Annotated in this window: 1 protein-coding gene; it reads left to right on the top strand. The window is 42.9% G+C overall.

Annotation, left to right across the window (positions count from 1 at the left end; translation table 11 throughout):
- The first annotated feature begins 31 nt into the window (after positions 1-31).
- The gene (locus tag AC2SLO_RS09470) at positions 32-15,352 is read left to right on the top strand and encodes an Ig-like domain-containing protein (protein WP_495637067.1); all 15,321 of its coding nucleotides are present in this window, start codon (positions 32-34) and stop codon (positions 15,350-15,352) included.
- The last annotated feature ends 44 nt before the right edge of the window (positions 15,353-15,396 follow it).

Below are 15,396 nucleotides of genomic sequence, written 5' to 3'. Positions count from 1 at the left end.
AAAAAATAAAAAGCGAATCTAAGGATCAAACATGAAAACGATTATTGTAAAAGTAAACGATGCCGCACAAACCATAGCTGAGCATCAAGTTGTGACCAAAGACGGTCAGCCAACCGTCATCAAAGCCACAAACAAAGTCAACTATGAACTTGTTGATCAAGCTACCGGCCTAGCGCCAGATCATATTATTACCAAACGTGTGGGCAAAGACCTGCATGTATCAATGGAAGAATCAGGACAAGACAGCGACCTAATCATAGAAGGCTATTATGATGAAGCGGACAGTGCCCTTATTGGCTTAGCAGAAGATGGTAGCTACTATTACTATGTGCCAGATACGGGTGAAGTAGCCGACTTTGTTACTGAACTTGCCGCAGGAGATGTCGAAGGACAAGCGTTAGGGGGTAATGCGTATCAAACCCCTTATTGGATTGGGGCAACAGATGACGGCGGCTTTGCATGGCTACCTTGGTTAGTGGGTCTTGCAGGTTTAGCTGCTATAGGTGCTGCATTAGCGAATGACGATGATAATGATGATGCACCTAAAGATACCACACCACCAGCAACGCCAGAGAATGCACCAGTTGTGACAGACAATGTCGCCAACGATGGTTCAGGCGATGTACTTGACCCAGCAGAAGCCATTGCTGATGGCGATAAGACCAATGACAACACACCAAGTGTAACCATACCCGCTGATCAACTACAATCAGGTGAAACACCGCAATTAGTAGTCGATGGAGACGTTGTGCCATCGACCTCAGTCACCAATGAAGACGGTAGCATCACCTTAACCCCAACAACAGAACTCACTGACGGTGAACACGAGCTTAGCTATAACGTCAAAGATGCTGCTGGTAACGTCAGTGGTGATGCCCCATCAACCACCGTCGGCGTTGACACACAGCCACCAGCCGAGCCAAATATTGACGTATCCCCAGAAGGTGCGGTTACTGTAACCCCTACTGGTGATGACAGCAGCGAAGTGTCTGTCGATTACAAAGATGAAGAAGGTAACGACCAGACTATTGTTGCCACCAAAGACCCAGAAACGGGTGAATGGACAACGGCAGATCCACTACCTGAGGGTGTTACAGTAGATAAAGACACTGGTGAAATCAAGATACCTGAAGACCAAGTGGATACCAGTAAAGATGTGACCGCAACCACAAAAGACGATGCAGGTAATACAGCCGATACAACTGTGACAGGGGACACCACACCACCAACTCAAGAGACACAGATTACCAACGTTATTGACGATGTGGCACCGCAAACCGGTACCGTATCTGATGGTGGCTTAACCAATGACGTGACGCCAACCATTGAAGGCACAATCAGTAGTGTCCTCAACGAAGGTGAAGTCGTTGCAGTCTACCGTGATGGCATTAAAGTAGGGTCAGCAGCCGTTACTAACACCACATGGAGTATTGAAGACATTGGTGTGGTTGATGGGGAGAGCTATACCTACACAGCACGCGTTGAAGATGCAGCTGGTAATCAGGGTACTGTATCGAATGACTATGCCATTAACATAGATACCACAGCACCGACTCAGTCAGTTGTTATCACAAATGTTGTAGATGATTTTGTACCGCAAACAGGCATGGTGTCTAATGGCGGCATCACAAACGATACAGCCCCCCTAGTAGAGGGTACGATCAGTAAAGCCTTGGAAGATGGCGAAGAAGTTGTCGTATTACGTGATGGCGCAGAAGTAGGTAGGGCCACAGTAGACGGTACGACTTGGACATTTGATGACAGCGGTTTAGTTGATGGCGAAAGCTATATTTATACCGCACGCGTAGAAGATGCTGCGGGTAACCGTGGTGCAATTTCTGCAGACTATAGTATCGAATTAGACACCAGTGCACCAACTCAAGAGACACAGATTACCAACGTTATTGACGATGTGGCACCGCAAACCGGTACCGTATCTGATGGTGGCTTAACCAATGACGTGACGCCAACCATTGAAGGCACAATCAGTAGTGTCCTCAACGAAGGTGAAGTCGTTGCAGTCTACCGTAATGGCGTTAAAGTAGGGTCAGCAGCCGTTACTAACACCACATGGAGTATTGAAGACATTGGTGTGGTTGATGGGGAGAGCTATACCTACACAGCACGCGTTGAAGATGCAGCTGGTAATCAGGGTACTGTATCGAATAACTATGCCATTAACATAGATACCACAGCACCGACTCAGTCAGTTGTTATCACAAATGTTGTAGATGATTTTGTACCGCAAACAGGCATGGTGTCTAATGGCGGCATCACAAACGATACAGCCCCCCTAGTAGAGGGTACGATCAGTAAAGCCTTGGAAGATGGCGAAGAAGTTGTCGTATTACGTGATGGCGCAGAAGTAGGTAGGGCCACAGTAGACGGTACGACTTGGACATTTGATGACAGCGGTTTAGTTGATGGCGAAAGCTATATTTATACCGCACGCGTAGAAGATGCTGCGGGTAACCGTGGTGCAATTTCTGCAGACTATAGTATCGAATTAGACACCAGTGCACCAACTCAAGAGACACAGATTACCAACGTTATTGACGATGTGGCACCGCAAACCGGTACCGTATCTGATGGTGGCTTAACCAATGACGTGACGCCAACCATTGAAGGCACAATCAGTAGTGTCCTCAACGAAGGTGAAGTCGTTGCAGTCTACCGTGATGGCGTTAAAGTAGGGTCAGCAGCCGTTACTAACACCACATGGAGTATTGAAGACATTGGTGTGGTTGATGGGGAGAGCTATACCTACACAGCACGCGTTGAAGATGCAGCTGGTAATCAGGGTACTGTATCGAATAACTATGCCATTAACATAGATACCACAGCACCGACTCAGTCAGTTGTTATCACAAATGTTGTAGATGATTTTGTACCGCAAACAGGCATGGTGTCTAATGGCGGCATCACAAACGATACAGCCCCCCTAGTAGAGGGTACGATCAGTAAAGCCTTGGAAGATGGCGAAGAAGTTGTCGTATTACGTGATGGCGCAGAAGTAGGTAGGGCCACAGTAGACGGTACGACTTGGACATTTGATGACAGCGGTTTAGTTGATGGCGAAAGCTATATTTATACCGCACGCGTAGAAGATGCTGCGGGTAACCGTGGTGCAATTTCTGCAGACTATAGTATCGAATTAGACACCAGTGCACCAACTCAAGAGACACAGATTACCAACGTTATTGACGATGTGGCACCGCAAACCGGTACCGTATCTGATGGTGGCTTAACCAATGACGTGACGCCAACCATTGAAGGCACAATCAGTAGTGTCCTCAACGAAGGTGAAGTCGTTGCAGTCTACCGTGATGGCGTTAAAGTAGGGTCAGCAGCCGTTACTAACACCACATGGAGTATTGAAGACATTGGTGTGGTTGATGGGGAGAGCTATACCTACACAGCACGCGTTGAAGATGCAGCTGGTAATCAGGGTACTGTATCGAATAACTATGCCATTAACATAGATACCACAGCACCGACTCAGTCAGTTGTTATCACAAATGTTGTAGATGATTTTGTACCGCAAACAGGCATGGTGTCTAATGGCGGCATTACAAACGATACAGCCCCCCTAGTAGAGGGTACGATCAGTAAAGCCTTGGAAGATGGCGAAGAAGTTGTCGTATTACGTGATGGCGCAGAAGTAGGTAGGGCCACAGTAGACGGTACGACTTGGACATTTGATGACAGCGGTTTAGTTGATGGCGAAAGCTATATTTATACCGCACGCGTAGAAGATGCTGCGGGTAACCGTGGTGCAATTTCTGCAGACTATAGTATCGAATTAGACACCAGTGCACCAACTCAAGAGACACAGATTACCAACGTTATTGACGATGTGGCACCGCAAACCGGTACCGTATCTGATGGTGGCTTAACCAATGACGTGACGCCAACCATTGAAGGCACAATCAGTAGTGTCCTCAACGAAGGTGAAGTCGTTGCAGTCTACCGTAATGGCGTTAAAGTAGGGTCAGCAGCCGTTACTAACACCACATGGAGTATTGAAGACATTGGTGTGGTTGATGGGGAGAGCTATACCTACACAGCACGCGTTGAAGATGCAGCTGGTAATCAGGGTACTGTATCGAATAACTATGCCATTAACATAGATACCACAGCACCGACTCAGTCAGTTGTTATCACAAATGTTGTAGATGATTTTGTACCGCAAACAGGCATGGTGTCTAATGGCGGCATCACAAACGATACAGCCCCCCTAGTAGAGGGTACGATCAGTAAAGCCTTGGAAGATGGCGAAGAAGTTGTCGTATTACGTGATGGCGCAGAAGTAGGTAGGGCCACAGTAGACGGTACGACTTGGACATTTGATGACAGCGGTCTTAAGGACGGTGAAACGTACATCTATACCGCACGCGTAGAAGATGCCGCAGGTAACCGCGGTGCGATTTCTGCAGACTATAGTATCAAATTAGATACAACTTCTCCAACTCAAGAAGTAGTTATTACTAATGTAATTGATAACGTTGCGCCTCAAGAAGGGAATGTCAGTAGTGGTGATACAACCGATGATACTACTCCGACTTTAGAAGGAACTTTGGATACAGTTTTAGATGAAAATGAAATTGTAGCAATTTATCGTGATGGTAACAAAGTCGGAGAAGCAACTGTAAATAATACTGCATGGAGTTTCGAGGATAGTGGATTAGCAAGTGGGTCGAACTACGAATACACTGCTCGAATTGAAGACGCTGCAGGTAATTTCAGCGAAACCTCTAACTCCTATTCAATTAATGTTGATACTGGAGGGCCAACTCAAAGCATTACAATTACTAAAGTTCAAGATGATGTTACTCCAAATATAGGTGTTATTAATAGCGGGGAATCAACCAATGACACAGATCCAGTTATTGAAGGAACAATAAGTGCTAATTTAAATCCTGATGAAGTAGTTATTGTTCTTCGTGATGGTGTAGAAATTGGTGAAGCTCAAGTAACTGGAACAGACTGGACCATAAGTGATAGTGGTTTGATCGACAATACAAGTTATGAATATACAGCTTTAGTAAGAAATTCGGCAGGTATAGCAGGTGGAGAATCCAATAGTTATATTATTGAAGTAGACACAACAGCACCAACACAAGAAACAACGATCACAACCGTAATTGATAACGTAGCTCCAGGATTAGGTGAAGTAGCAGATGGCGGTTATACCAATGATGACACACCAGAGATACAAGGTACGATTAGTGAAGCATTGACCGATGGTGAAGTTGTTGCAGTTTACCGTGGTTCAGAAAAAGTTGGCGAAGCAAAAGTTACAGGTACAGACTGGAGCTTTACTGATGCCAGTTTATCGAGTGGCTCAACTTATGACTACACAGCACGCGTTGAAGATGCGGCGGGTAACCAAGGTACATCATCGAACGAATACTCAATTTCAATTGATACCAGTGGTTCAAACCAATCTGTACAGATATTATCAGTTGTAGATGACCAAGCCCCACAAACCGGTGTAGTGGCCAATGGAGAGGATACAAACGATACCACGCCACAGATCACAGGCTCTATCTCAACTGCTTTGACAGGATCTGAGAAAGTTGTTGTGTTACGTGATGGCGAAGTGATTGGTAATGCCACAGTAGACGGTACTACTTGGACCTATAACGATACTGGTTTAGAGAATGGGAATACTTATGAGTACACTGCACGTATTGATACAGCAGGTGGCAATCAAAGCCCAACCTCTCAACCATATAGCATAACTGTAGACACAACAGCACCAACACAAGAAACAACGATCACAACCGTAATTGATAACGTAGCTCCAGGATTAGGTGAGGTCACAGATGGCGGTTATACCAATGATGACACACCAGAAATACAAGGCACGATCAGCGAAGCATTAACTGATGGTGAAGTTGTCGCAGTTTACCGTGGTTCAGAAAAAGTTGGCGAAGCAAAAGTTACAGGTACAGACTGGACCTTCACTGATGCAAGCCTATCAAGTGGTTCAACTTATGACTACACAGCACGCGTTGAAGACGGGGCAGGTAACCAAGGTGCCTTATCGAACGAATACTCAATTTCAATCGACACCAGTGGTTCAAATCAATCTGTACAGATCTTATCAGTGGTTGACGATGTTGATCCGCAAACTGGTGTGGTTAAAAACGGCGAAGAGACCAACGATACAGCGCCGCAGATTACCGGCTCTATCTCTACAGCCTTGACAGGTTCAGAGACTGTTGTTGTATTACGTGATGGCGAAGTGATTGGTAATGCCACAGTAGACGGTACTACTTGGACCTATAACGATACTGGTTTAGAGAATGGGAATACTTATGAGTACACTGCACGTATTGATACAGCAGGTGGCAATCAAAGCCCAACCTCTCAACCATATAGCATAACTGTAGACACAGTAGCACCGACCCAAACTACAGCGATCACAACCGTTGTAGATAATGTTGCTCCAGGATTAGGTGAAGTAGCAGATGGCGGTTATACCAATGATGACACACCAGAAATACAAGGCACGATCAGCGAAGCATTAACTGATGGTGAAGTTGTCGCAGTTTACCGTGGTTCAGAAAAAGTTGGCGAAGCAAAAGTTACAGGTACAGACTGGACCTTCACTGATGCAAGCCTATCAAGTGGTTCAACTTATGACTACACAGCACGCGTTGAAGATGCGGCGGGTAACCAAGGTACATCATCGAACGAATACTCAATTTCAATCGACACCAGTGGTTCAAACCAATCTGTACAGATATTATCAGTTATAGATGACCAAGCCCCACAAACTGGTGTAGTGGCCAATGGAGAGGATACAAACGATACCACGCCACAGATCACAGGCTCTATCTCAACTGCTTTGACAGGATCTGAGAAAGTTGTTGTGTTACGTGATGGTGAAGTGATTGGTAATGCCACAGTAGACGGTACTACTTGGACCTATAACGATACTGGTTTAGAGAATGGGAATACTTATGAGTACACTGCACGTATTGATACAGCAGGTGGCAATCAAAGCCCAACCTCTCAACCATATAGCATAACTGTAGACACAGTAGCACCGACCCAAACTACAGCGATCACAACTGTTGTAGATAATGTTGCTCCAGGATTAGGTGAGGTCACAGATGGCGGTTATACCAATGATGACACACCAGAAATACAAGGCACGATCAGCGAAGCATTAACTGATGGTGAAGTTGTCGCAGTTTACCGTGGTTCAGAAAAAGTTGGTGAAGCAAAAGTTACAGGTACAGACTGGACCTTCACTGATGCAAGCCTATCAAGTGGTTCAACTTATGACTACACAGCACGCGTTGAAGATGCGGCGGGTAACCAAGGTACATCATCGAACGAATACTCAATTTCAATCGACACCAGTGGTTCAAACCAATCTGTACAGATATTATCAGTTATAGATGACCAAGCCCCACAAACCGGTGTAGTAGCCAATGGGGGTTCAACCAATGATGTGACACCGCAAATTACAGGCTCTATATCAACAGCATTAACAGGATCTGAGAAAGTTGTCGTATTGCGTGACGGAGAAGTTATTGGAGAAGCGACCGTAACAGACACCACATGGACATTCGATGACACTGGTTTAGAAAATGGCAATACCTATGAGTATACAGCTCGTGTTGATACCGCTGGTGGCAATCAAAGTGTTACCTCACCATCTTATAGTATTAGCGTAGACACAACCGTACCAACTCAGACTATTGAGATCACAACAGTAATTGATAATGTAATCCCAGTTGTAGGAAATGTAGCAAATGGAGGTTTCACTAATGATATAACACCTGAAATACAAGGTACAATCAGTGAAACGTTAGATGTTGGTGAAGTAGTGGCAGTTTACCGTGATGAAGTTAGGGTTGGTGTTGCCAAAGTTACTAATCAAAATTGGAGCTTTGAAGATAAAAATTTACAAGATGGTGAGAATTATACTTATACAGCCCGTGTAGAAGATAGTTCAGGTAATCCAGGCCAGTTCTCATCAGACTATGTAATTAATTTAGATACTACAGCTCCTACAAATAATACTATTAACATTAGTAGTATAACTGAGGATACAGGCCGTGAAGCAAATGACTTTATTACTAATGATCAAACTTTACAGTTCAAAGGCACCTTAGCAAATGCTTTACCGGATGGTGAAAAAGTTCAAATTAGTTTAGATGGTGGCACAACATGGGTTGATGCTTCATTTAGTGGTAAGAGTTGGTCTTTTGACAATACTTTGAATACTTTATCACAAGGTGAGTATACAGTTAGAGCACGAATTGTAGATGCTGCTGGCAACATAGGACCTACAGATAGTCAAGTTGTTACAATCGATACCGACGCACCGACTGACAACAACAGCGTAAGTATTGATACCTATACTGATAATATTGAGCCACAAACAGGTAATTTTGGCACGGGAACCTCTACCAATGACAAAACACCGTTATTAAATGGTTCAGTTAGTGGTTTAGCTGATACAGACATCGTTGCCATATATGATGCTAACGGTATTCGATTAGGAGAAGCTACTTTAGATACAGCAGGTGGTACTAAATTTACATATCAATTACCACTCCTTACAGCAGGTGCTTCTTATACCTATATTGCTAAGATTGAAGATGCCGCGGGTAACGTCGGAACTGCCTCATCAGAGTTTAAGCTTGCCGTTGATACAACAGCGCCTGATACCACGATTATTATTGACTCCATTACAGAAGATACAGGTGTATCAGATGAAGACTTTATTACCAGTGACAATAATGGTCTAACCGTAGCGGCTACGTTGAGTAAAGCGTTAGTAACCGGTGAGACACTGCAATATAGTAATGATGCGGGCACCACTTGGAGTACAGTTGAATCAACTAATATCAATGGAACTGCAGTAAGTATTGATGATGGCAATCTAACAGCCTCTACAACCATTGAATTCCGTGTGGTAGATAGTGCAGGTAATGCCGGTACAACCGCTACACAAACAGTGATTATTGATACGGATGGACCTACTATTGGTAACAGCATTAGCATTGATACCTATACCGATAATGTTGCGCCATTAACAGGGGACTTTAATAGTGGCAGCTCTACCAATGACAAAACACCGGTATTAAATGGTTCAGTTAGTGGTTTAGCAGATACAGACATCGTTGCTATATATGATGCTAGCGGTACTCGATTAGGAGAAGCTGCCCTAAATCCAGGTCGTACAGGCTTTACTTATGCCCCAACGACGCTGATTGAAGGCGAGTATACCTATATTGCTAAGATTGAAGATGCAACGGGTAACGTCGGAACTGCCTCATCAGAGTTTAAGCTTGCCGTTGATACAACAGCGCCTGATACCACTATTATTATTGACTCCATTACAGAAGATACAGGTGTATCAAATGAAGACTTTATCACCAGTGATAATGATGGTCTAACCGTAGCAGCTACATTAAGTAAAGCGTTAGTAACCGGTGAGACACTGCAATATAGCAATGATGAAGGTGCAACATGGACAGACGTTAACCCAGCTAATATTACTGGCACAGCTGTGAGTATTGATGATGACAATTTAAAAGCCTCTACGACCATTGAATTCCGTGTGGTAGATAGTGCAGGTAATGCCGGTACAACCGCTAAACAACCAGTGGTTATTGATACAGATGGACCTACTACTGGTAACAGCATCAGTATTGATACCTATACCGATAATGTTGATCCACTAACAGGTAACTATGGAACTGGAACGTCTACCAATGACAAAACACCGGTATTAAATGGTTCAGTTAGTGGTCTAGCAGATACAGACATCGTTGCTATATATGATGCTAACGGTACTCGATTAGCAGAAGCTGCCGTAAATCCAGGTCGTACAGGCTTTACTTATGCCCCAACGACGCTGATTGAAGGCGAGTATACCTATATTGCTAAGATTGAAGATGCAGCGGGTAACGTCGGAACTGCCTCATCAGAGTTTAAGCTTACAGTTGATACAACAGCGCCTGATACCACGATTATTATTGATTCCATTACAGAAGATACAGGTGTATCAGATGAAGACTTTATTACCAGTGACAATAATGGTCTAACCGTAGCGGCTACGTTGAGTAAAGCGTTAGTAACCGGTGAGACACTGCAATATAGTAATGATGCAGGTGCGACCTGGAGCGCTGTTGATGCCAATAATATCAATGGAACTGCAGTAAGTATTGATGATGGCAATCTAACAGCCTCTACAACCATTGAATTCCGTGTGGTAGATAGTGCAGGTAATGCTGGTACGATCGCTAAACAAGCAGTGGTTATTGATACAGATGGACCTACTACTGGTAACAGCATCAGTATTGATACCTATACCGATAATGTTGATCCACTAACAGGTAACTATGGAACTGGAACGTCTACCAATGACAAAACACCGGTATTAAATGGTTCAGTTAGTGGTCTAGGTACTACAGATATAGTTGTTATCTACGATGGAAATGACAATCGTTTAGGAGAAGCAACACTCAAACCAGGTAATACTGGATTTACGTTCACTCCTTCGGCATTGAATGATGGTACTTATACTTATGTAGCCAAGATTGAAGATGCAGCAGGTACCGCAGGTACTACATCCGATGAATTTAATATTAGTGTAGATACCTCGGTTCCCGAAGGAACTCTTCTTATTAACTCAATAACTGAAGACACTGGGGTATCAGATAATGACTTCATTACCAGTGATAATGATGGCTTAACTGTAGCAGCTACATTAAGTAAAGCGTTAGTAACCGGTGAGACACTGCAATATAGTAATGATGCGGGCACCACTTGGAGTACAGTTGATTCAACTAATATCAATGGAACTGCAGTAAGTATTGCTGACAGTGGGCTTACTAGTACCACAACTATTAAATTCCGAGTAGTAGGAAGTGGTGGAAACATAGGGGCTACTGCTGAACAATTAGTTACCATTGATACCGACGCGCCGACTGACAACAACAGCGTAAGTATTGATACCTATACTGATAATGTTGATCCATTGACAGGGGACTTTAATAGTGGTAGCTCTACCAATGACAAAACACCGTTATTAAATGGTTCAGTTAGTGGTTTAGCTGATACAGACATCGTTGCCATATATGATGCTAACGGTATTCGATTAGGAGAAGCTACTTTAGATACAGCAGGTGGTACTAAATTTACATATCAATTACCACCCCTTACAGCAGGTGCTTCTTATAGTTATATTGCTAAGATTGAAGATGCAGCGGGTAACGTCGGAACTGCCTCATCAGAGTTTAAGCTCACAGTTGATACAACAGCGCCTGATACCACGATTATTATTGACTCCATTACAGAAGATACAGGTGTATCAGATGAAGACTTTATTACCAGTGACAATAATGGTCTAACCGTAGCGGCTACGTTGAGTAAAGCGTTAGTAACCGGTGAGACACTGCAATATAGTAATGATGCGGGCACCACTTGGAGTACAGTTGAATCAACTAATATCAATGGAACTGCAGTAAGTATTGATGATGGCAATCTAACAGCCTCTACAACCATTGAATTCCGTGTGGTAGATAGTGCAGGTAATGCCGGTACAACCGCTACACAAACAGTGATTATTGATACGGATGGACCTACTATTGGTAACAGCATTAGCATTGATACCTATACCGATAATGTTGCGCCATTAACAGGGGACTTTAATAGTGGCAGCTCTACCAATGACAAAACACCGGTATTAAATGGTTCAGTTAGTGGTTTAGCAGATACAGACATCGTTGCTATATATGATGCTAGCGGTACTCGATTAGGAGAAGCTGCCCTAAATCCAGGTCGTACAGGCTTTACTTATGCCCCAACGACGCTGATTGAAGGCGAGTATACCTATATTGCTAAGATTGAAGATGCAACGGGTAACGTCGGAACTGCCTCATCAGAGTTTAAGCTTGCCGTTGATACAACAGCGCCTGATACCACTATTATTATTGACTCCATTACAGAAGATACAGGTGTATCAAATGAAGACTTTATCACCAGTGATAATGATGGTCTAACCGTAGCAGCTACATTAAGTAAAGCGTTAGTAACCGGTGAGACACTGCAATATAGCAATGATGAAGGTGCAACATGGACAGACGTTAACCCAGCTAATATTACTGGCACAGCTGTGAGTATTGATGATGACAATTTAAAAGCCTCTACGACCATTGAATTCCGTGTGGTAGATAGTGCAGGTAATGCCGGTACAACCGCTAAACAACCAGTGGTTATTGATACAGATGGACCTACTACTGGTAACAGCATCAGTATTGATACCTATACCGATAATGTTGATCCACTAACAGGTAACTATGGAACTGGAACGTCTACCAATGACAAAACACCGGTATTAAATGGTTCAGTTAGTGGTCTAGCAGATACAGACATCGTTGCTATATATGATGCTAACGGTACTCGATTAGCAGAAGCTGCCGTAAATCCAGGTCGTACAGGCTTTACTTATGCCCCAACGACGCTGATTGAAGGCGAGTATACCTATATTGCTAAGATTGAAGATGCAGCGGGTAACGTCGGAACTGCCTCATCAGAGTTTAAGCTTACAGTTGATACAACAGCGCCTGATACCACGATTATTATTGATTCCATTACAGAAGATACAGGTGTATCAGATGAAGACTTTATTACCAGTGACAATAATGGTCTAACCGTAGCGGCTACGTTGAGTAAAGCGTTAGTAACCGGTGAGACACTGCAATATAGTAATGATGCAGGTGCGACCTGGAGCGCTGTTGATGCCAATAATATCAATGGAACTGCAGTAAGTATTGATGATGGCAATCTAACAGCCTCTACAACCATTGAATTCCGTGTGGTAGATAGTGCAGGTAATGCTGGTACGATCGCTAAACAAGCAGTGGTTATTGATAATGAAGCGCCAACAGCGAAAGCGACTATTGTCTCCTACATGGATGACCAAGGTGATGTTACCAGTGACACAAGTACCTCAATAGTAACCGATGATAGCTCTGTTACCCTTAACGGAACATTGTCAGAATCGTTAAAAGCTGGAGAATCAGTTGTAGTTTATAAAACAACGACTGTAAATGGTGTAGACACTACGGTCGTTCAAGGAACAGCTGCAGTAGCTGCAGATAATACGTGGACACTAGATAATGTTCCTATTTCTGAAACTAAAGCTACTTTCACTGTGAAAACAGTTGATACTGCAGGTAATGAAACTGCAGGAACAGGGTCACTACCTATTCAATTATTAGACCCTGCTCAAGTGACTAAGATTACTGTTACCGATGATTTGACAGATTTAGTAGATACCGACGGTGATGGTGTTGCAGAAGAGCTAGATGCAAATACTAATCCTCAAGGTAGTGCAACGGTTATCGATGAAGTTACAGGTAATTATATAGGTGTGGTCTCTGAAACTGAGTCAGGAGTTGTTGGAAATGCCTTACTAGAAGGTTTAACCAATGATAATACTCCTACCATAACTATTCATCTTGACAAAAACATAGCTTCAGACTTCCAAGTGCTGAATCTTGTTCGCTCTTATCAAAGGGGTGATGGTGAATGGGTAGAGGAAGGGGTAATAGCCAGTTCAACTTCAGGTTTGATAATAAACAGCTCTGATCCCACTATCTATACCTTCGAAGATGTTCTCATGGATGGAGGTATCGATAGAAACTACCGTTATGAGGCTGTATTAGTCAATGATCCTGTCATTACTAACCCTAACTTAATAACGTCTGAAGTTACTGAATTTGAGTTAGACACTGTATCAGAAACGCCAATCATTACAGGCTATAACGCTAGTACTGGCGTTCTAACTGGGATATCTCTAGAGGACGGTACTGTATACGTTGGTCAAGGCGATCAAAGAGTCTCTACACCGGTTACTGCTGATACTGTGTGGACGTTACAATTAAGTTCTTCTCAACGAGATGCCTTTAATGCCAGAAACGACATAGATAATTTAAACAACGCCAATCCCAAACAACCGATTAGCGGTGCTACGGATGATCCTTTAGCGATAGGGTTTGTAGATAAAGCAGGTAATGTACCTTCTGCGGATATCAGCTTCTACTATTTTGATTATAATGATCCGAATTCTGGGGCAAATAATTTTAATGCTGAAGACTTACCAAAGGGCGGTTCAAATGCCTTTACAGACCCTGCGGACAATACGATAGTTAATGGTAATATAACGACGTATAAAACGAACTTTACTTCAAATTCAGATATTATCTTCATTGAAGGTGCTATCAGTAGCTATGGCGGTGCTAATGGGCGTTTCTTAGTGGATACTGGTGCAGGTGACGACGTGTTAAACCTGACAGGTAACATTAATAGTGGCGTCTCAATCCAGATGGGCACAGGTAATGATATTGTATATGCTGATTCTTTAGTTAGTAATATTAATAACCGAACTAAGATAAATCTAGGTGAGGGTAACAATAGTTTTATTCTCACAGGTGCAGATTATACTTATTATGTTGATGTTACAGCTGGATCAGGTGATGATGTAATTCGAACTTTAGACGGGGGTCAAAGATCAGATCCAAGAGGTTGGAATGTGAATCTTGGTGACGGTGACAACTCAATATATAGTGGTGGTGATATCGATTACAATGTAATCATAACTGGTACTGGGGCTGACTATCTTGAAGTATCTGGATCTACAGGTGCAACTGATATATCTAGTTCAAATATAAACTTAGGTGATGGTAATAATACTATTAATATTCTTAATGGTGGTGTTAATGCTTATGGAACTAATTCACTAGGTGAGAATTTTTCAACTATTATTACCGGTTCTGGTGAGGATATGATATCAATGACAGCAAACTTTGGTGAGAATAGTATAATGACTACTGGAGCTAGTGATGATACAGTTATTATTGGAGGAAACTTAGAAGGTAATTCAAATATTAACTTAGGAGCTGGAGATGACACAATAAATCTCGGTTACTTCAATGATGCTTCTGGGTCACTTGTAGATGGTGGTGATGGTACTGATATATTAAACTTAACGGGTGATAATAGAGGTGGTGCTAACGACATAGCTATTAACAATGTTGAAGTAGTTCAGCTTGCAGGCACTGATGCTAGTTATGATTTGGAGTGGACTGATATTATGAAGAGTGATGGTACTAATGATGATATAAGTGAGATTTTTATTAATCAAACTGGATCTGATAATACCATTGACTTAGATAATGGATGGACTGAAGATACTACTGCTACTCCTCCAGCTACTGATCCTTTAGGTGAAGCACATACCTATAATGTTTATGTTCAGACCCAGAATGGTATTACGGAAACTCTTTATATTGAACAGGGTATAAATATTATCTAGATTGCTTAATATTAGTTAAAACAACTAAAACGTCCTCGAAATGA

This window comes from Psychrobacter sp. CX14 (genome assembly GCF_057396205.2).
Note: the sequence above shows the minus strand (reverse complement) of the source record. Positions and strands in the feature narration are given on the sequence as shown.